The sequence below is a fragment of the Stenotrophomonas sp. 96582_Sma genome (assembly GCF_056480905.1).
This window is the reverse complement of sequence record NZ_CM151122.1, coordinates 4,557,066-4,577,073: the sequence shown is the minus strand read 5'-3', so window position 1 is coordinate 4,577,073 and position 20,008 is coordinate 4,557,066. Positions and strand designations below refer to the sequence as shown.

The 20,008-nt window shown below is 66.6% G+C and carries 13 protein-coding genes; 9 read left to right on the top strand and 4 right to left on the bottom strand.

Going from position 1 to position 20,008, the window contains the following annotated elements:
* Positions 1–55 precede the first annotated feature (55 nt).
* The 4 genes from ACZK2R_RS21445 to ACZK2R_RS21430 all read right to left on the bottom strand — a co-directional run bounded on the left by ACZK2R_RS21445 (position 56) and on the right by ACZK2R_RS21430 (position 10,154).
* On the bottom strand, positions 56–2,113 hold the full coding sequence (locus ACZK2R_RS21445; protein WP_125895793.1) for a TonB-dependent siderophore receptor: 2,058 nt from the start codon (positions 2,111–2,113) through the stop codon (positions 56–58).
* A gap of 337 nt (positions 2,114–2,450) precedes the next feature.
* Positions 2,451–5,573, bottom strand: a complete 3,123-nt coding sequence (locus ACZK2R_RS21440) for an efflux RND transporter permease subunit (protein WP_180838248.1) — start codon at positions 5,571–5,573, stop codon at positions 2,451–2,453.
* Between the two features lie 31 nt (positions 5,574–5,604).
* Complete coding sequence (locus ACZK2R_RS21435) at positions 5,605–8,838, bottom strand: efflux RND transporter permease subunit (protein ID WP_180838249.1); 3,234 nt, start codon at positions 8,836–8,838, stop codon at positions 5,605–5,607.
* A gap of 74 nt (positions 8,839–8,912) precedes the next feature.
* Positions 8,913–10,154, bottom strand: a complete 1,242-nt coding sequence (locus ACZK2R_RS21430) for an efflux RND transporter periplasmic adaptor subunit (RefSeq protein WP_180838250.1) — start codon at positions 10,152–10,154, stop codon at positions 8,913–8,915.
* A gap of 186 nt (positions 10,155–10,340) precedes the next feature.
* On the opposite strand from ACZK2R_RS21430, the gene ACZK2R_RS21425 reads away from it, so the two are divergent.
* From ACZK2R_RS21425 to ACZK2R_RS21385, 9 genes are all read left to right on the top strand, one after another.
* Positions 10,341–11,660 carry a M20 family metallopeptidase gene (locus ACZK2R_RS21425; RefSeq protein WP_071229371.1) on the top strand — a complete coding sequence of 440 codons (1,320 nt, stop codon included), beginning with the start codon at positions 10,341–10,343 and terminating at the stop codon, positions 11,658–11,660.
* 620 nt (positions 11,661–12,280) lie between these two features.
* The gene (gene queF / locus ACZK2R_RS21420) at positions 12,281–13,099 is read left to right on the top strand and encodes an NADPH-dependent 7-cyano-7-deazaguanine reductase QueF (protein ID WP_180838251.1); all 819 of its coding nucleotides are present in this window, start codon (positions 12,281–12,283) and stop codon (positions 13,097–13,099) included.
* Between the two features lie 219 nt (positions 13,100–13,318).
* The gene (locus ACZK2R_RS21415; RefSeq protein WP_005419771.1) at positions 13,319–13,612 is read left to right on the top strand and encodes a LysM peptidoglycan-binding domain-containing protein; all 294 of its coding nucleotides are present in this window, start codon (positions 13,319–13,321) and stop codon (positions 13,610–13,612) included.
* 45 nt (positions 13,613–13,657) lie between these two features.
* Complete coding sequence (locus ACZK2R_RS21410) at positions 13,658–14,170, top strand: hypothetical protein (RefSeq protein ID WP_125895952.1); 513 nt, start codon at positions 13,658–13,660, stop codon at positions 14,168–14,170.
* A gap of 894 nt (positions 14,171–15,064) precedes the next feature.
* On the top strand, positions 15,065–17,287 hold the full coding sequence (locus ACZK2R_RS21405; protein WP_180838252.1) for an NADP-dependent isocitrate dehydrogenase: 2,223 nt from the start codon (positions 15,065–15,067) through the stop codon (positions 17,285–17,287).
* A gap of 265 nt (positions 17,288–17,552) precedes the next feature.
* Positions 17,553–18,518 (top strand): hypothetical protein, encoded by a 966-nt coding sequence (locus ACZK2R_RS21400; RefSeq protein WP_125895949.1) that lies wholly within the window; start codon positions 17,553–17,555, stop codon positions 18,516–18,518.
* Positions 18,511–19,059, top strand: a complete 549-nt coding sequence (locus tag ACZK2R_RS21395) for a GTP-binding protein (RefSeq protein ID WP_180838253.1) — start codon at positions 18,511–18,513, stop codon at positions 19,057–19,059. Before ACZK2R_RS21400 ends, ACZK2R_RS21395 begins: the two co-directional genes overlap by 8 nt.
* Complete coding sequence (locus ACZK2R_RS21390; protein WP_049401646.1) at positions 19,052–19,468, top strand: roadblock/LC7 domain-containing protein; 417 nt, start codon at positions 19,052–19,054, stop codon at positions 19,466–19,468. The genes ACZK2R_RS21395 and ACZK2R_RS21390 overlap by 8 nt, the downstream gene beginning before the upstream one ends.
* A gap of 53 nt (positions 19,469–19,521) precedes the next feature.
* Positions 19,522–19,881 (top strand): hypothetical protein, encoded by a 360-nt coding sequence (locus tag ACZK2R_RS21385; protein ID WP_005419760.1) that lies wholly within the window; start codon positions 19,522–19,524, stop codon positions 19,879–19,881.
* Positions 19,882–20,008 lie beyond the last annotated feature (127 nt).

Sequence of the window (20,008 nt, the reverse complement as noted above, 5' to 3'; positions counted from 1 at the left end):
CACCCACCGTCCATGTGCGGGCCCGTCGTCCGCATGGACGGCGGGGACCGGCACCTTACATCTCCCAGCGCACGCTCACCGCGAACGTGCGCGGCAGGCCGGCGCCGGCGTTGGACCAGTACCTGCGGTTGGCCAGGTTCTCGACGCTGGCACGCAGAGTCACCGGATGGCCGGACGCCAGCAGGCGATAGCCGATGCCTGCATTCACCAGCGTGTAGTCAGGCAGCTTCAGGGTGTTGTCGGCGTCGTACCAGACATCGCCGTAATAGCGCACGGCGGCATAGGTTTCCAAGCCGTCTACCCACGGCAGCTGGTAGGTGGCGTGCAGTACGCCGCTCCAGCGCGCAGCACCGGCGGTGCGGTTGCCTTCCTGTGCGGCACTGCCCGGGGACAGCTTGTCGTAGGTCGGATCCAGCCAGGTCACGCCGCCGCCGACGGTCAGTGCATCGTTGAGGTGCAGGTCGGCACTGGCTTCAATGCCTTCGTACAGCGTGATGCCGTCCTGCACCAGGCGCTTGCCGGCCGGCGTGAGCTCATCGATGTTGGCACCACGTTCCAGCCGGAACGCGGCCACGTTCGCATTCCAACGCGCCGCTTCGACCTTGGCTCCGATCTCGTACTGCTTGCTGATGGTGGGATCGAGCACGTCACCGGCGTTGATGTAGCTGTTGCCTACGCGGCTGCCCGCTTCGAGCGACTCGATGTAGCTGGCGTAGAGGGTGACCGCCTCGCTGGGCTTGAACATCACGGCGTAGGTCGGGGTGACCGGGTAGGTGTGGTACCGCCCCTTGGTTTCGAAGTCGTTGTAGCGCCAGCCCGCCAGCACCGACCAGCCGCTGCCGAGGTTCACCGTATCGCTTGCGAACACCGCCTGCTGCACCGTCTCGTCGCCGCGGGTCATCACCCGCGAACCAACGGCGTCGTGGCGGATGGCATGGCGCTGGTACAGGTTGGCGCGGCCAATCAGGTTCCACTCGTAGGGGCGGTCCCACCCCAGTCCGGTCTGGTGGCTGATGCCCGCCACCACCTGATGCTGAAGGGGGCCGGTGCGGAAGCTGCCCTGCAGCATCGCCTGGGCCAGCTTCCACTCGCTCTTGCCACCCAGTTCGTAGACGTTGACGTCGTAGTCGCCGTTGAGATCGTCGATGTAGGCGAAGATCTTGTTGACGTCATTCCACGAGGTGGTGACGCCGTAACTCAGGCTGGCTTTCCAGTCGCTGTTGATCTGCCAGTTCAAGCCGGTCGACAGCAGGCTGGAGCGTGTGTCGTAGTAGGTGCCGGGCACGCTGTTGTCGGTATCTCCGGCGATCGGCCGCGGCAACGAGGTCAGGCCACGGAAGTAGTACTGCGGCGATTCCTCGCGCAGGTCGCGCGACTGGAACACACCGTCGAAGGTCCAGGTGAGCGCATCGCTCAGGCGCGCGTCCAGCGACAGTGCGCCCACCTTGCGATCGACGTGTCCGCCATTGAAGGTCTCGCCTTTTTCCTGGAAGGCGTTGAAGCGGTAGCCGAACATCTGCTCGTTGCCGAAGCGGCCGCCAACGTCGATGCCGCCGCTGACGATGCCTTGTTCGCGCCAGCCCAGCTGGGCGGAGAAGGTGGGCGTGTCCGTCGGCTTCTTGGTGATGTAGTTGACGATGCCGCCGGGGGTGCCGAAGCCATACAGGAATCCGCCCGGGCCTTTCAGCAGATCGACCTGTTCCATCACTTCCAGCGGCCATTCGGTGCCCCAGGAAGAGACCTGCAGGCCATTGACCCGGTAGCTGTCGTAGTTCAGCTCCAGACCGCGGTTGCGGATGGGCGAGCTCCAGCCACTGGCATAGGCGCTGACCTGGGTGCTGACCGAAGGGTCGAGCAGGAAGGCTTCGCCCAGCGAGACCACCTGACGCTGCTCGATCTGCTCGCGGCCAACAGCGGTGATCGCGAACGGAGTGTCGCGCAGGGCGCGGTCGCCCAGTGCGCCAGCGTCGGTATGGGTGCGTTCGGCGGTGACCTTCACCGCATCCAGATCGGTGGCGTTACGGCTGACGGCCGGCGCTTCGGCATGGGCAGCGCAGGCGGCTGACAGGGCGATGGCCAGCAGGGCCAGGCGGGGAGAACGGGAAGGCAGCATCGATGGTGGTCCTCGACGGACGGCCACAGGCCATCCGCCCACGGGTGGGGGAAGGGGCAGTGGCTGGGATCACGCAGGCTGGCCGGAGATGGCAGCGGGGCGCCGCGAAGGGGCGCAGGACCATGGCTGGATGAGAATTGTTCTCTTTTCGTTACCGTGCGTCAAACCCGGAGGTATGCGGACCAACGGTCCGCACCCACCATCCGCGCCCACGGTTCGTACCCACCATCCGCTCCCACGGTAGTGCCGGCCGCTGGCCGGCAGATTGGCTGTACGGAGAACGCCGGCCAGCGGCCGGCGCTACCAGTAGATCCACGCCCTGCGTGGATGGGCCCTTCTACGCCCGTTGCGCGCGCTTGAGCAGCTTCGCTTCGCGCCTGCGTGCGCGACGTGCGCGCCAGCGCTCGGCCAGGCAGGAGAAGATCACGTACAGCGCCGGCGTGCTGAGCAGGGTCAGGCTCTGCGAGAACAGCAGGCCGCCGATCATCGCGATACCCAGCGGACGCCGCAGCTCGGACCCTTCGCCCAGGCCGATCGCCAGCGGCACAGCAGCCAGGATCGCCACCATCGTGGTCATCATGATCGGGCGGAAGCGCACGATGCTGGCCTCGCGTGCCGCTTCGCGCGGTGCCAGCCCATGTTCGCGCTGCGCCACCAGCGCGAAGTCGATCATCATGATCGCGTTCTTCTTGACGATGCCGATCAGCAGCACCAGCGCGATCATCGAGATCACCGACAGTTCGGTATTGGTGCCGAACAACGCCAGCAGCGCACCCACGCCCGCCGCCGGCAGCGTGGACAGGATGGTGACCGGGTGGATCAGGCTCTCGTACAGCATGCCCAGCACCAGGTACACGGTCAGGATCGCGGCAAACACCAGGATCAGCATGTCGCTGGGGTCGGAGTTGAAGCCGAAGCCGGCGTCATCAGCCAGGCGGATGTCGCCGGGCATGCGCATGCCGGCCACGGTCGCGTCGATGATCGCCTTGGCCTCGCCCATGCTCACGTTCGGCGCCAGGTTGTAGCTGAGGTCCATCGTCGTGTACTGGTTCTCATGGGTGATCTGTGAAGGCGCCAGCCCCGGCACCTGCTTGGCCACCGCCGTGAGCGGCACCATGTCGCCGTTGCGCGCACGCACATGCACCTCGTCCAGCGCCGCCGGCGTAGCGGTCTGCGAGGGCAGGGCGTTGACCACCACGCTGTACTGGTTGATGTCCGAATAGATGGTCGAGATCTGGCGCTGGCCGAACGCACCGTACAGGGCGCCGTCGATGGCGCCGACCGAAACACCCAGGCGGGCGGCCTTGGCACGGTCGATCTCGATGTTCTGGCGCAGCCCGGCATTGTCCACATCGGTGCCGACGTCGCGCAGCTTCGGGTTCTTCTTCAGCTCCGCCTGCAGCTTGGGCAGCCATTCCTGCAGTGACGCCAGGTCATTGCCCTGCAGCGAGATGCGGTACTGCGCGCCCTGGCTGGAGCCACCGCCATCGTTGCTGGGCAGGTCCTGGATCGCGCGCAGGCGCAGCTGCAGGTCGGGGTAGCGGTCGGCCTTGGCGCTCAGTCGCGCCAGGGCATGTGCGGTGGTTTCGCGGCGGCCTTCCTTGCGTGATTTCAGCTCGACGTTGAACTGTGCGCTGGAGCCCTGGCGACCGCTGCCCAGGCGCACACCCACGGTCTTCACCGCCGGGTCGGCCATCAGCATGTCGGTGATGCGGCGCTGGCGGGCGACCATGTCCTCGAAGGATACGGTGGCGCTGGAGTTGGCGCGGCCCCAGATCAGGCCGGTGTCCTGCGGCGGGAACGCGCCCTTCTTCACCGCGCCGAACAGGAAGACGGTGGCACCGATCAGCAGCAGCGGCGTCAGCGACAGCAGCAGCGCATGGCGCAGCGAGAAATCCAGGAACACGGTGTAGATGCGCAGCATGCGCTCGTGGCCGGCATCCAGCCAACGGCCGAAGCGCGACGGCGGCGCCGTGTGGTCGTGGGCGCTGAGGAAGCGGCTGCACAGCGCCGGGGTCAGCGTCAGCGAGACGATCATCGAGACCACGATGGCCGCCACCAGGGTGACGGTGAACTCGCGGAAGAACGCGCCCATCATGCCGCTGGCGAACAGCAGCGGGATGAACACCGCCACCAGCGAGGCGGTGATCGAGACGATGGTGAAGCCGATCTCGCGCGCGCCGGTCAGCGCTGCCTGCATCCGCGGCATGCCTTCGTCGAGGTGGCGCATGATGTTCTCGATCACCACGATCGCATCGTCGACCACGAAGCCGATCGCGATCACCAGCGCCAGCAGGCTCAGGTTGTTCAGGGTGAAACCCATCACGTACATCACCAGCGCGGCACCGGCCAGCGACAGCGGCACGGTCACTGCGGCGATCAACGTGGGTGCCAGCCGGCGCAGGAACAGCTCCATGGTCAGCACCACCATCGCCAGGCTGATCAGCAGAGTGATCTGCACTTCATGCAGCGACGAGCGGATGGTCGGCGTACGGTCGAAGTACGGCGTCATCGTGGTGCCCGGCTGCAGGTAGTCGCGCAGCGCGGGAATCTGTGCCTTGACCCGGTCCACGGTCTCCACGATGTTGGCGCCGGCGCGGGTGAACACGTACATCACCACCGCCGGCTTGTGGTCGAACCACGCGGCCTGGTAGGCATCCTGCTGGCCGTCGTAGACGTTGGCGATGTCCTTCAGCCGGATCACCCGGCCATCGCCCTGCGTCTTGACCACCAGGTCGGCGAAGTCGGCGGCGCGTGCCACCGAATCGTTGGCGATGATCGCGGTGGTGGTGTTGCCATCGCTGAGGAAGCCGGTGGGCGAGGTCACGTTGGCCGCGCGCACGGCGTTGCGCAGGTCGTCGGCGGTCAGGCCGAGTGCGTTCATCAGGCGCAGGTTGACGTCCACGCGTACCGCCGGCGTCGAGGCACCGGCGATGTCGACCGAAGCAACACCGCTGATCTGGCGGATGCGCTGCGCCAGCAGCGAATCGGCGACGTTGTACAGCTCGTCGGCCGACTGCGTCTGCGAGGTGAGCGCGATGGCGATCACCGGGTCGTCGTTCGGGTTCGCCTTCTGGTACATCGGCGAGCCCATGCCCGAAGGCAGGTCGGCCTGTGCCGAGTTGATCGCGGTCTGTACGTCCAGTGCCGCCGAATCGATGTTGTGGCCGCTCTGGAAGATCATGAACACCAGCGAGCTGCCTTCCGAGCTCGACGAGCGCATGCGGTCGATGCCCGGCAGCTGGCCGAGATGACGTTCCAGCGGCGCGGTGACCGTGGAGGCCATGGTTGCCGCATCGGCACCGGACTGGCTGGCGTGCACGAAGATCACCGGGATCTCGATGTTCGGCAGCGCCGACACGCCCAGCCGCAGGTAGCAGATCAGGCCGACCATGAACAGGCCGATGGCCAGCAGCGCGGTGCCGATCGGGCGGCGGATGAAGGGGCCGGACAGGTTCATCGTGCGGCCCCCCACGGCAGCGGGGCGTGGATCATGCCTGCGGCTCCTGCAGCGAACCGTCGCGCAGTGCGCGCTGCTCGCGGCGGCGGGCCAGCCATTCGGAGAAGCGCTCCATATACAGGTAGATCACCGGCGTGGTGTACAGGGTCACCAGCTGCGACAGCAGCAGGCCACCGACGATGGCGATGCCCAGCGGGCGGCGCAGTTCCGAGCCGATGCCGGTGCCCAGCGCCAGCGGCAGTGCACCGAGCATGGCCGCGGCGGTGGTCATCATGATCGGGCGGAAGCGCAGCAGGCAGGCGCGGCGGATCGCTTCATGCGCGTTGGCGCCGGCGCGGCGCGCCTCGATCGCGAAGTCCACCATCATGATGCCGTTCTTCTTGACGATGCCGATCAGCAGCACGATGCCGACGATGCCATCCACCGACAGGCTCAGCCCGCACAGCATCAGTGCCAGCAGCGCGCCGACACCGGCCGGCGGCAGCGTGGAGATGATCGTGATCGGGTGAATGTAGCTCTCGTAGAGCACGCCCAGCACGATGTAGATCACCACCAGCGAGGCCAGCAGCAGCCACACCACATCGGTCTGGCTGCCGGTGAATTCGGCGGCCTTGCCGATGAATTCGGCATGCAGGTGGGTGGGCATGTCCAGGCTGTCCTTGGTCTCCTGGATTGCACGCACGGCGTCGGACAGCGAATAGCCCGGCGCCACGTTGAACGAGACCGTCACTGCCGGTAGCTGCTGCTGATGGCTGACCAGCAGCGGCGCGCTGCTGACCTTGCCTTCGGCCAGCGCCGACAGCGGGATGATGTTGCCGGCGCCGACGGTGATGCCGGTGTTCTGCGCGCCGATGCCGGTAGCCGTCGATGAGTTCGACGAGGTGACCTGGCCGAAACTGGTGGCATTGGTGCCGGTCAGTGCACCGGCACCATTGGAGGCAACGGCCAGCTGTTCCATCAGCGCGGTGCTGGTGCGGAACTCCGGCGCCACTTCCAGCACAACCCGATACTGGTTGAGTTCGGTGAAGATGGTCGAGATCTGGCGCTGGCCGAACGCATCGTAGAGGGTGTCGTCGATGGTCTGCATCGGCACGCCCAGCACGCTGGCCTTGTCGCGGTCGATGTTCAGTTCAAGCGCGCGGCCCTGGTTGGACAGGTTGTTGTCGACGTCGGCCAGTTCCGGGCGCTTGCGCAGCGCTTCGGTCAGGCGTGTGGCCTGGGTGGCCACGGTCGCCGGATCGACGTCCGACAGCGAGTACTGGTACTCGGTGGCGGCCACGCGGGTATCCAGGGTCACGTCCTGCACCGGCTTCAGGTACAGCGCGACACCTGGAATGCCGGCGACGGCCTTCTGCAGGCGCGGCAGGATCTTGTCCAGGCCGTCGCGCTCGCCGCGTTCCTTCAGCACGATCGACAGCTGGCCCTGGTTGAGCGTGGGGTTCATGCTGCCCGCGCCGATGAAGGCTGACACGCCGGTCACGTCCGGGTCCTGGCGCAGCGCTTCGGCCACCTGCTTGGTGCGCTGCTCCATCTGCGGGAAGGCGATGTTCTGGTCAGCCTGGACCACGCCGGTGATCAGGCCGGTGTCCTGTTCGGGCAGCAGGCCCTTGGGAATCAGCACGTACAGCAGCACGGTCAGCACCAGTGCGCCGCCGGCCACGGCCAGGGTCAGGCGCTGGTGGTCCAGCACCCAGTCCAGGCTGCGCTCGTACAGGCCGACGGTGCGCGTCCACAGGTTCTGCTTGCCGGCCGCCGCCGCGCGCTCATGCGCGTCCTCGCCTTCGGGCAGGGCGTCGGGCTTGAGCAGGTAGGCACACATCATCGGGGTCAGCGTCAGCGAGATCAGCATCGACAGCACGACGGCGATGCTCAGCACCCACGCGAACTCGTGGAACAGGCGGCCGGTGACGCCGGGCATCAGCAGCAGCGGCAGGAACACCGCCACCAGCGAAACGGTCAGCGACAGCACGGTGAAGCCGATCTGGCGCGCACCGATTTCGGCCGCTTCCTTGCCACTCTTGCCCTGCTCGATGTAACGCACGATGTTCTCGATCATCACGATCGCATCGTCGACCACGAAGCCGGTGGCCACCACCAGCGCCATCAGCGAGAGGTTGTCCAGCGACATGCCGGCAAAGGCCATCACCGCGAAGGTGCCGGCCAGCGACAACGGCACCGCCACCGAGGGAATGATCGTGGCCCACAGGCGGCGCAGGAACACGAAGATCACCGCCACCACCAGGCCGATGGTCAGGATCAGGGTGAACTGCACCTCATGCACCGAGGCGCGGATGGTCTCGGTACGGTCGTTGAAGATCTCCAGGTGCACGTCGGCTGGCAGCACGCCCTGCAGCTGCGGCAGGATCGCGCGGATGCGCTCGACGGTCTGCACGATGTTGGCGCCGGGCTGGCGGCGCACTTCCAGCAGCACCGCCGGCTTGCCATCGGCCCAGGCGGCCAGCTGGTCGTTCTCCACGCCATCAACCACTTCGGCCACGTCGGACAAACGCACGGGACGTCCGTTCTTGTAGCTGATGATGGTGTCGCGGTACTCGGCGGCACTGGTGAGCTGGTCGTTGGTACCAATGCTGTAGGACTGGGTCTTGCCGTTCAGCGAACCCTTCGGCGCGTTGACGTTGGCCTGGGTCAGCGCGCTGCGCAGCTGTTCCAGGGTCAGGCCCATGTTCGACAGCTGCGCCGGATTGACCTGGATGCGCACGGCCGGGCGCACGTTGCCGGCGATCGAGACCAGGCCCACGCCCTGCACCTGCGACAGTCGCTGGGCCAGGATCGAGTCGGCGTAGTTGTTGACGTCGCGCAGCGGGCGCGTGTCAGAGGTCAGTTTCAGGGTGACGATGGCCGCGTCGGCCGGATTCACCCGGTTGTAGACCGGCTGGTAGGGCAGCGACGAGGGCAGGGTGGCCTGGCGGATCGCCGCCTGCACGTCCTGCGCGGCAATGTCGATGTTCCGGTCCATCGAGAACTGCAGGATGATCGTGGACAACCCGGCCGACGAGTCGGAGGTCATCAGCTCCAGCCCGGAGATCTGCCCGAACTGGCGCTCCAGCGGCGTGGTGACCAGCGAGGCCATGGTGGTGGCGTTGGCGCCGGGGTACTGGGTGGTGACCACCAGGCTGGGCGCATCGATTTCCGGCAGCGCCGACACCGGCAGCTTGCGGTAACCGAGGATGCCCAGCAGCAACAGGCCCGCCATCAGCAGCGAGGTGGCGATGGGGCGGCGGATGAAGATCGTCGAAAAGCCCACGGACTGATCCTTGCTGGCACTTCAATGTCGGCGCCGGCAGGCTTGCCGGCGCGAGGGAGGTCGGTAGCCTGCGCTCAGCGCGGGCCGCCGCCACGACGGCCACCGCCGCCGTTCTTCTGCTCGGCGGCCTTCAGCTCGGCTTCGGTCGGCACCGCCGGGGTTTCGCCCGGCTTCAGCGCGGTGACCTTGCTGCCCGGCTTCAAGCGGAACTGGCCTTCACTGACCACCCGCTCGCCGCCCTTCAGGCCCTCGGCGATCTGCACCTGGCTGTCACCCACTTCCACGCCACTGCGCACGGTCTGCATCTTCACCGTGTTGTCGCCCTGCACCACATAGACGTACTCGCCGTCCGGGCCACGCAGTACGGCCTGGGTCGGAACGACCACGCCACCGGCAATCGTGCGCAGCTGCATGCGCACGTTGACGAACTGGCCCGGCCACAGGCCGTTGTCGGTGTTGTCGAAGATCGCGCGCGCCTTGAACGTGCCGCTGTCGGCACTGATCAGGTTGTCGACCACGTCAAGCTTGCCGTCGCCGGACAGCACGTGCGAATCGGCGCGGTCCAGTGCCGCGACGGGTACCGCACCGGCGGCCTGCGCCTGGCGCACATCGCCGAGCTGGCGCTCGGGCAGGTTGAACAGCACGTGGATCGGATGGATCTGGGTCAGCGTGACCAGCGCGGTGCCGGCGTTGACCACGTTGCCGGCGTCGACCGCGCGGATGCCGGCGATGCCGGTGATCGGCGCGGTGACCTTGGTGTACTGCAGCTGCACCTGCGCCGAGCGCATGCTGGCCTCGTTCGCCGCGACTGCGCTTTCGTACTGTGCCACTTGGTTTCGCTGTGTATCCAGATCGGTCTTGGCGACGAACTGGCGATACTCCGGCGCGTTCGAGCGCTGGTAGTTGGAACGCGCGGTGGCCAGCAGCGCCTCGTTCTGGCGCTTGGAGGCCACGGCCTGGTCATAGCTGGCCTGGGCGGTGCGCGGGTCGATCACCGCCAGCACATCGCCCTTCTTCACTTCCTGGCCTTCGCGGAAATTCAGGCTCATCAGCTGGCCGCCAACCTGCGGGCTGACGGTGACGGTGTTCATTGCGGTCACCGTACCCAGCGCGCTGGCATAGACCGGCACGTCCTGGCGTGCCGCATCCACCACGGTCACCGGCACCGGGCCGGCATCCGGGTCTTCACCGCCCTGGCGCGCAGCTGCCGCCGGGCCACCGGCCTTGTCCTTGCCCCCGCCGAGTACGCGCAGGCCGACCACGGCCAGCACCAGTACCGCCACGACCAGCAGCACGATCTTCCAAACACGTGACATTCAAGGACTCCAAGAGGGCTGGACGGGGCACGGCCCCGGTTGGCAATGCGCAAAGCATACCTGCGCCACATCACGTTTCCTGCATGACGGATGGGACGGGCGCTAAGACCGGATCCGGCCGCGGAGGTTCCCGTAGCGGCGGTGTTGCCCTACATTCAGCTGGAACCCCCTGCCGTGGAGATCGTGATGCGCCGTTCGTTGCTGCTGTCCGCCCTGCTGCTGGCCTTGCCGGCTCTTGCCCACGCCCAGGACGGGCAGCGCCCGGAGGTGACCGCTGCCGCCCAGCGGCTGCAGGCCAAGGTGGTGGAATGGCGGCGCGATTTCCACCAGCACCCGGAACTGTCTAACCGTGAGGTGCGCACCTCGGCCGAGGTCGCCAAGCGCCTGCGTGCGATGGGCCTGAAGCCGAAGACCGGCATCGCCCACCACGGCGTGGTGGCGATCATCGAAGGCGGCAAGCCCGGGCCGAAGATCGCCCTGCGCGCGGACATGGACGCGCTGCCGGTGACCGAACAGACCGGCCTGCCGTTCGCCTCGAAAGCCACCGACCAGTACCGCGGGCAGACCGTGGGCGTGATGCATGCCTGCGGCCATGACGCGCACACCGCCACCCTGCTCGGCGTGGCCGAGGCACTGGTGTCGATGAAGAAGGATCTGCCGGGCCAGGTGATGCTGATCTTCCAGCCGGCCGAAGAGGGTGCACCGCCGCCGGAAGAGGGTGGTGCTGCCCTGATGCTGAAGGAAGGCCTGTTCGCCGACTTCAAGCCGGAAGCCGTGTTTGGCCTGCATGTGTTCTCCAGCGTGCAGGCTGGGCAGATCGCGGTGCGCGGTGGCCCGCTGATGGCCGCCTCGGATCGTTTCGGGATCAAGGTGATCGGTCGCCAGACGCATGGCTCGGCGCCGTGGAACGGTGTTGATCCGATCGTGGCCACCGCTGACCTGGTCGGCACCGCGCAGACCATCGTCAGCCGCCGCGCGAACCTGTCCAAGCAGCCGGCGGTGCTGACCTTCGGCGCGATCAACGGGGGCATCCGCTACAACATCATTCCGGATGAAGTGGAAATGGTCGGCACCATCCGTACCTTCGACGAAGGCATGCGCCAGCAGATCTTCGCCGACCTGCGCAACGTGGCCGAGCACACTGCCGCCGCGCACGGTGCCAAGGCGGTGACCGACATCTACGAGTCTGAAGGCAACCCGGCCACGGTGAACGACCCGGCGCTGACCGCGAAGATGCTGCCGAGCCTGCAGGCGGTGGTGGGCAAGGACAACGTGTACGAGCCACCGCTGCAGATGGGTGCGGAGGATTTCTCGCTGTACGCGAAGGAAGTGCCGGGGATGTTCTTCTTCGTCGGTTCGACCAGCGTGGGCATCGACCCGGCGACGGCACCGGCGAATCATTCACCGAAGTTCCTGCTGGATGAGAAGGCGCTGGATGTCGGGTTGCGGGCGTTGCTGCAGGTGAGCCTGGATTACTTGAACGGTGCCGGCACTCCTGCTGGCTGAGGGTTTCCGGCAGGGCTGCGCCCTGCACCCGCCGAAGCAACGGCAACGTCAACGGCAAAAGCGGTGCTGGATTTCTGTTGGTTGGGCGGGGCTGTGTGGGCCTGCAGGACACGCCGTAAACCCGTCCATGGGGGCTCGATGACGCCATCCATGGCGCCAACGGTCCTGCAGGCCCACACCGCCCCGCCCCCGACAGGTTCACGCGGCTGTTGGTAGGTGTCGACCTTGGTCGACACGGGCAGACATCCGGAATGTCTGAAGGATTGGCTTTTGATTTTGATTTTTCTGATCTTTCCCGTGGTGGTGGCCGCGTGCAGGGAACTGTCAGGGGCCGGGTGGGTAGGCGGGGCGGGGGTGTCCGCGGCATGGGCCCGAGGCATGCCTCGGGCGGGCTGGGCAGGACGCCCAACCCCGGTTTTGCCGTGTGCGCAGGACAGCGCACACGAGCAAGCCGCGGCCAAGCCCCCAAGGACGGGTTAACGGCGTCCCCCGACCCGCCTGCCCACCCGGCCAGGCCGATAGACCGCCTTTCGCGACCATCCAACACAACCACCACGGAGGGGCTCCGCCGTTGGCCGGCCCGGCCGAAGGCCCGCTTCTGGCGCGATACAATGACGCCCATGAACACCCCACAGGATTCCAGCCTCGGTCGCGAGGTCAGTTACCCGTCGCAGTACGATCCCGGCCTGCTGTTTCCCATCCCCCGCAGCGGCGCCCGCGCCGAGATCGGCCTCGATGACGGCGCGCTGCCGTTCGTCGGCCACGACCGCTGGCATGCCTTCGAGCTGAGCTGGCTCGACCCGCGTGGCAAGCCGCAGGTCGCCGTCGCCACCGTGCAGGTGCCGTGCACCTCGCCGCGGCTGATCGAATCTAAGTCGTTCAAGCTGTACCTGAATTCCCTCAACAGCACCCGTATCGACAGCGCCGAGGCACTGCGCGCGCGCATCGTCGACGACCTGTCTGCCTGCGCCGGTGCGCCGGTCCAGATCGAGTTCGGCCTGCCGGGCCTGCGTGAGACGCCGCTCGGTGAATCCATCGACGGACTGGACGTGGAGATCGACTGCTACGGCCCGCCGCAGGCGGACTTTCTGACTGCCGACGCGGGCGAGGTGGTGGAGGAGACCCTGGTCTCGTCGCTGCTGAAGTCCAACTGCCCGGTCACCGGCCAGCCGGACTGGGCAACGGTCAGCCTGCGTTACCGTGGGCCGAAGATCGACCGCGCGGGCCTGCTGCGCTACCTGGTCAGCTACCGCGAGCACGCCGAGTTCCACGAGCAGTGCGTTGAGCGGATCTTCAGCGAAGTGTCCGCCCGCTGCCAGCCGCAGTGGCTGGAAGTGGAGGCGCGCTATACCCGCCGTGGTGGCCTTGATATCAACCCTTGGCGTGCCAGTCCCGGCATCGCCGCCCCCGCTGCGACCTACCGCGAACTGCGGCAATAACTGCCGCAGGCGATTACGGGTAGTGCCGGCCGCTGGCCGGCAACCGCAGGGAACCCGCATCCAGGGCCAGCGCAAACCGGCCAGCGGCCGGCACTACCGGGCGTCTATTCCCCCGATTGTTCAGCCGCCCCGGGGGGCGGCTTCACATCTGCACCATCCCCATTTAACAACCTCCATGGCACCGTGCGAATCACGTAGTCATGCAGACGGGAGTTGTGGATGAGTACCGAGAAGAAAGCCGATTTCTCCGGCGTCAGTGGCAGCGTCGACAGTACCGCCGAGCAGGTGCCGAAGGCGGACTTCTCCGGCGTCAGCGCTTCGGTGGACAGCACCGCAGACGTTGTCAGCGGCGGCACCTATACCGTGCAGAAGGGTGACTCGCTGTCGAAGATCGCCAAGCAGCATCTGGGCGACGCCAATGCCTGGAAAAAGATCTTCGAAGCCAACCGCGATGTGCTTGATGACCCGGACAAGATCTTCCCGGGCCAGACCCTGAAACTGCCGCCGAAGTAAGCCGGCCATCGAACGCCGTCCGACAATCCCTGGGAGGAACCCCGAATGATCAAGACCACCCCGCTCCAGACCGCCCTGATCGCCGCCCTGCTGGGCAGCGTTGCCCTGGTCGGTTGCAAGAAGAAGGAAGAGTCGACCGACAGCAACGCCGCTCCGGCAGCGACCACCCCGGCCGAACCTGCAGCTCCCGCGCCGATGACCGGCGCACCGCCGCCGATGGCCGAAGCCGCTGCGGTCAGCGTCTCCTCGGTCACCGTCGGCAAGACCGCAGCCGCCGACAAGTCGGTTGCGACGACGGCATTGTTCGCACCGAAGGATGACGTCATCGTCTCGGTCAAGACCGACGGTGCTGCCAACAACGTCACCGTTGGCGCGAAGCTGACCTACCAGGACGGCCAGGTGGCCGGCGAACAGAACGCCACCCTGAACACCAGCGGTGCGGAAACCACCAACGTCACGTTCAAGAATGCAAAGGGCTGGCCTGCCGGCAAGTACCGCGCAGAAGTCACCGTCGATGGCAAGGCGGCCGGAACGCCGCAGGAGTTCGAGGTCAAGTAAGTCCTGCCGACTCTCTCCCGGCAGGGCTCACGATGGACGCAGCCGCGAGGCTGCGTCCTTTTTTGTTGGGCGATGCCCGCTTTAGGGAGGCTAGCGGGGTACGCTGAACGGAACACGGACAGGTCGGGGGACAGCATGCTCAGCTGGATTGCGCTCGCACTCGCAATGGGACCCGCGAATCTCTGGAGCTACAGCTGCGACCACTTCCTATACGGCGCCTGTCTGCGCGTGCCAACAGGCATGTCCGTGACCTACGAGGCACCTGTTGACTTTGGTCTGCACCGCATCAGGCATGAAGGTAGGGAAGTCGCCTTGATCTACGAGGGCGATGCCCCCGAAAAGCCTGCGTCAGGAAGCACGCCGGATCTGCGCTTCACGGACGGCGGATATGTCGTGTCGGGGTATGCAAGGGCGGAAGGAGGTTCCACCCGGTACGACGTCTACGTTCGACCCGGATCGTCTGGCGCCGGTTCGCTGCACATCCGAGGCTCTGCAGCGACGGCTGATGAACTCGCCAGCCTGGCCGCCGTCGTTGGGGGATTGCGCATCTGCAACTTCCAGCAAAGCAAGCGCTCACAGACATTGACCTGTCCAAGGCGTGCCGAGTGGGGGCCGCGATTGTCGGAATGGGTCATGCGTTCCTCCACGAGCGGGAAGTCGAACTAGCCATCAAGCCTCAGCTTCCAGACCGGAAGCGAGCCAGCGGCGCAACACAGTGGTGCAGTACCGCCGCGTATGGCGCGGCTTTGCCCCGCGCGGCTGAAAACGCGACAATGCAGGGGTTTCCCCGCCGCGCGCCCACCCTGACGGCGGCGGGGGAAGTGACACGGTTGCACGTGGCCCGGCGCTGGCGCCGGCCTTCCCCTGAGCATTGCTACAGAGTCCAAGTCCCCCATGTCCAAGATCCTCTACACGCTGACCGACGAAGCACCGTTCCTGGCCACCCAGTCGCTGCTGCCGATCGTTGGTGCCTACACCGCCACTGCCGGCATCGTGGTGGAAACCCGTGACATCTCGCTGTCCGGCCGCATCCTGTCGCTGTTCCCGGAACTGCTCAGCGACGCGCAGAAGGTCAGCGACGATCTGGCCGAGCTGGGCCAGCTGGCGACCACGCCGGACGCCAACATCATCAAGCTGCCGAACATCTCCGCCTCGGTGCCGCAGCTGAAGGCGGCCATCAAGGAACTGCAGGACCAGGGCTATCCGCTGCCGGATTACCCGGAAACCCCGGCCGACGACCAGCAGCGCGACTACAAGGCGCGCTATGACAAGGTCAAGGGCAGCGCGGTGAACCCGGTGCTGCGCGAAGGCAATTCGGACCGCCGCGCGCCGCTGTCGGTGAAGAACTACGCGCGCAAGCACCCGCACCGCATGGGTGCCTGGGCGCCGGATTCGAAGTCGCACGTCGCGCACATGGCCGCCGGTGACTTCTACGGCAGCGAGAAGTCGGCCACCCTGGCCAACGCCGGTGCGCTGAAGATCACCTTCCACGGCAACGACGGTAGCACCGTCGTGCTGAAGGAAAAGACCGCAGTGAAGGCGGGCGAGATCGTCGATGCCGCCGTCATGAGCCGCAAGGCGCTGGCCGCGTTCATCGCTGAGCAGATTGCCGATGCCAAGGCCCAGGGCGTGCTGTTCTCGCTGCACCTGAAGGCGACCATGATGAAGGTCTCCGACCCGATCATGTTCGGCGTGGCGGTCAACGAGTTCTACAAGGACGTGCTGGCCAAGCACGCCGACGTGCTCAAGCAGGCCGGTTTCGATGCAAACAACGGCATCGGTGACCTGGCTGCGCGCCTGCCGTCGCTGCCAGAGGCCACCCGCGCTGCGATCGAAGCCGACCTGGCGGCCGAGTACGCACAGCGCCCGGGCGTGGCCATGGTCAACTCGGACAAGGGCATCACCAACCTGCACGTGCCGAGCGACGTGATCGTCGACGCCTCGATGCCGGCGATGATCCGTGACTCCGGCAAGATGTGGAACGCCGAAGGCAAGCTGCAGGACACCAAGGCCGTCATCCCGGACCGCTGCTACGCCGGTGTGTACCAGGCCGTCATCGACGACTGCAAGGCGCACGGCGCCTTCGACCCGGCCACCATGGGTTCGGTGCCGAACGTCGGCCTGATGGCACAGAAGGCCGAAGAGTACGGCTCGCACGACAAGACCTTCCAGATCGCCGCCGACGGCGTGGTCAAGGTCACCGACGATGCCGGCACCGTGGTGTTCGAGCACGCCGTGGAAGCCGGTGACATCTGGCGCATGTGCCAGACCAAGGACGCGCCGATCCAGGACTGGGTCAAGCTGGCCGTCGAACGCGCCCGCCTGAGCAGCACCCCGGCCGTGTTCTGGCTCGATGCCGCCCGCGCCCACGACGCGCAGGTCATCGCCAAGGTCGAGCAGTACCTGAAGAACCACGACACCAGCGGCCTGGATATCCGCATCCTTCCGCCGGTGGAAGCCACCGCGTTCTCGCTGGACCGCATCCGCAAGGGCGAGGACACCATCTCGGTGACCGGCAACGTGCTGCGCGACTACCTGACCGATCTGTTCCCGATCATGGAGCTGGGCACCAGCGCCAAGATGCTGTCGATCGTGCCGCTGATGGCTGGTGGTGGCCTGTTCGAGACCGGTGCCGGTGGTTCGGCCCCGAAGCACGTGCAGCAGTTTGTTGAAGAGGACTACCTGCGCTGGGATTCGCTGGGTGAGTTCCTGGCCCTGGCCGCGTCGCTGGAACACCTGGGCAACCGCTACGACAACGCCGCGGCCCGTGTGCTGGCCAAGGCGCTGGACGAAGCCAACGGCCAGTTCCTGGACAACGACAAGTCGCCGTCGCGCAAGCTGGGTGGCATCGACAACCGTGGCAGCCACTTCTACATCGCGCTGTACTGGGCCCAGGCCCTGGCCGCGCAGGACGAGGACGCCGCACTGAAGGCGCGCTTCGCCCCGCTGGCCAAGGCGCTGACCGACAACGAGCAGAAGATCGTCGAAGAGCTGATCGCAGTGCAGGGCAAGGCCGTGGACATCGGCGGCTACTATCGCCCGGACGTGGCCAAGGCCAGCAAGGCGATGCGCCCGAGCGCGACCTTCAACGCCGCGCTGGAGCAGCTGCGCGGCTGATCCATCGCCGCTCGGCCGTGACACCGGAACCCGCGCTTCGGCGCGGGTTTCTTTTTTGGCCAGGCGATGAAACCGTGACATCCGTCGGCTGTCGGAATGCCGTCAAAGGGGCATGAAACTTGCCCGCGATGGCCGTCGCAGAAACGACAGGAGGCAGTCTGCAACCGCCTTCAATCTGAGCAGTCGATCACGACGGCTGCCGCTGGCGATGCCCTAGCCTTGGCGACGCGAGACCACCGGGGAGGTGGTCGCTCGGGGAACACGGATGGCACGCGTGCTGGTAGTGGGAACCGACATCCAGGGCGAGCAGGCCCTGCTGCAACGGCTGCGCCTGGCGTCGGCACTGCCGGATGGCCAGATCCGCCGCAGCCAGGATCTGGACGATTGCGACCTGCTGGTCATCCGCGATACCCCTGCACTGCGCAACGCGGCCCAGCGCATGCGCCAGCAACGCCCGCGATTGCAGTGCTGGATCGAGGATATCGGCGGCCAGCTGCGTGACGGCGACGGGCACCAGGACGTGCTTGACGATGGTGCCATCGGCCGCGCGCTGCGCCGCATGCAGTTGGCACCGGAGCCCATGGCCATGCACGCACCCGCACCGATCCGTCTTGCCGATGGTGCACACGCCATCACCCGCCTGCTGCGCGAGCGGCTGCCGCTGCGACAGGGGCAGGCACTGTTGAGTGATGCGAGCGGGCCTCTGCTGCTGATGGATCTGGAGCACGACCAGGCCGTGCTGCTGCAGGAACCGGCTGCGGCGCTGGTGGAGCGTCTGGCCGATGCCTTCGAACACCTGCAACTGGATGCGCTGACACCCGCACGCCTGCAGGCGCTGGCCGGTGAGCGGCCACGCCAGCCACTGCGACCGCTGCTGTGGCAGTGGGCACAGCGCAGCCGCCATTGGCAGGCATTGGACGAACGCCTTCGTGGCGCTTCAGTGAAGCTGCTGCGCTGGCCGGACTTCCGCGTACTGGGCCACGACCATGATGGCTTCCGCCTGTGTTCGCTGCTGCTCAAGCGCGCGTGCACGGTTGACGAGTGCGTGATGCTGCTCGAGTTGCCGGCTGCGGCGGTGCGCGATTTCATCCATGCCGCCTACCTGTGCGGCTACGCGCAGCTGCAGACTGCATCGGCGACGCCGCTGATGGCGACAGGTGGCACCCGCACCGACAACGGCCTGCTTGCCCGCCTGTGGCGGCACCTGCGCGGGAGCGAACGCAATGCGTGAGCACAAGGTGGTGGTGCTGGGCGGCATGGGCAGCGGCAAGTCGACCCTGGTACGCAGCATCGCGGTTGGCGCGGTGGTCGACACGGATGTGGCCAACAGTGATCGCCTTGGCGCCGACAAGGCGTCCACCACCGTGGCGCTGGACTACGCAGACATCGATCTGCCCAATGGCGAACGCCTGCGGTTGTACGGAACACCCGGCCAGCAGCGTTTCGATTTCCTGTGGCCGATCCTGCTGCAGGGCGCGCGTGGCGCGGTGCTGCTGCTGGATGCGCGTCGTGCCGGCATGGCCACCGAGCTGGAGGACTACCTGCAGGTGCTGCAGCCGTTCGCATCATCCTTGGCACTGGTGGTGGCGGTCACCCACCTGGACCAGGCACCGCAGGCCGCACTGGATGACTGGGCCGCCCGTGCCAGCCTTGACGACCAACCACTGCCGCTGCTGGCGGTGGATGCCCGCGACCGCGAACAGGGACTGTTGCTGATGGATGTGTTGATGAGCGAAATGGAAGCGTACGCACTGGTGGCGGCGCATGGCTGACGGGCAGATGGCGGTACTGCCCGATGCCGGTCAGCGTGAGCGCCTGCAGCCGCTGCTGCAGGACCTGCAGCAGCGCGTGGAAGGCGTGCGCACGGTGGTGCTGGCCAGTGTCGATGGCTTCGCCCTGGTCAGTGCCGGGGCCGAAGGGCGCGGCGAACGGCTGGCGGCGATGACCAGCGCGATGCTGGCGCTGGCCGCGGCAGTTGGCCGCGAACTGCTGCTGGGCGATCTGCAGACGCTGATGCTGGAAGCCGCGGGCGGCAAGGTGCTGATGCTGGCGATCCAGGCCGAAGGGCGCGCACCGCTGCTGCTGATGGCGGCCTGCGACCAGCGCAGCGTGATCGGCCAGGTGCTGTGGCAGAGCAGGGAATGTGGCCAGGCGATCCTGGCCGAACTCGGCGGATCGTGAGCCCGGCCGCAGGGGAACGAGGGGCTCGAACCAACATCGACAAGGGGTGCGACGTGGCTGGATTGAATGAATCGTTGAACGCACTGATGGGCATCGACGGCGCGCAGGCAGTGGCGCTGGTCGACTACGAAAGCGGCATGCTGCTGGGCGAAGCCGGTGCCGGCATGGACATGGAAGTGGCCGCCGCCGGCAACACTGAAGTGATCCGCGCCAAGATGAAGACCGCCGCGTCGCTGAACCTCAACGACAGCATCGAGGACATCCTGATCTCGCTGGGCAAGGCGTACCACATCATGCGCCCGGTGGCGAAGAAGAAGGGCCTGTTTTTCTACATCGTGCTGGACCGGACCAAATCCAACCTGGCGCTGGCGCGGCGCAAGGTGCAGGACGTAGAGGCCGAACTGGCGATCTGATCCACCGGCGCGTTGTAGAGTCGAGCTTGCTCGACTGCTTCTGCCCCTGCCTTCTGTAGAGTCGAGCCGTGCTCGACTTCGGCCAAAAGCAGTCGAGCATGGCTCGACTCTACACAAGCCACCCCAC

Bases quoted from the DNA above. Each gene is read 5' to 3' on its own strand.
- ACZK2R_RS21395 (WP_180838253.1), top strand. From the start codon at position 18,511: ATGCGTGAGCACAAGGTGGTGGTGCTGGGCGGCATGGGCAGCGGCAAG.
- ACZK2R_RS21410 (WP_125895952.1), top strand. From the start codon at position 13,658: ATGATCAAGACCACCCCGCTCCAGACCGCCCTGATCGCCGCCCTGCTG.
- queF (WP_180838251.1), top strand. From the start codon at position 12,281: ATGAACACCCCACAGGATTCCAGCCTCGGTCGCGAGGTCAGTTACCCG.
- ACZK2R_RS21445 (WP_125895793.1), bottom strand. From the start codon at position 2,113: ATGCTGCCTTCCCGTTCTCCCCGCCTGGCCCTGCTGGCCATCGCCCTG.
- ACZK2R_RS21425 (WP_071229371.1), top strand. From the start codon at position 10,341: ATGCGCCGTTCGTTGCTGCTGTCCGCCCTGCTGCTGGCCTTGCCGGCT.
- ACZK2R_RS21405 (WP_180838252.1), top strand. From the start codon at position 15,065: ATGTCCAAGATCCTCTACACGCTGACCGACGAAGCACCGTTCCTGGCC.
- ACZK2R_RS21415 (WP_005419771.1), top strand. From the start codon at position 13,319: ATGAGTACCGAGAAGAAAGCCGATTTCTCCGGCGTCAGTGGCAGCGTC.
- ACZK2R_RS21440 (WP_180838248.1), bottom strand. From the start codon at position 5,573: ATGAACCTGTCCGGCCCCTTCATCCGCCGCCCGATCGGCACCGCGCTG.
- ACZK2R_RS21400 (WP_125895949.1), top strand. From the start codon at position 17,553: ATGGCACGCGTGCTGGTAGTGGGAACCGACATCCAGGGCGAGCAGGCC.
- ACZK2R_RS21390 (WP_049401646.1), top strand. From the start codon at position 19,052: ATGGCTGACGGGCAGATGGCGGTACTGCCCGATGCCGGTCAGCGTGAG.
- ACZK2R_RS21430 (WP_180838250.1), bottom strand. From the start codon at position 10,154: ATGTCACGTGTTTGGAAGATCGTGCTGCTGGTCGTGGCGGTACTGGTG.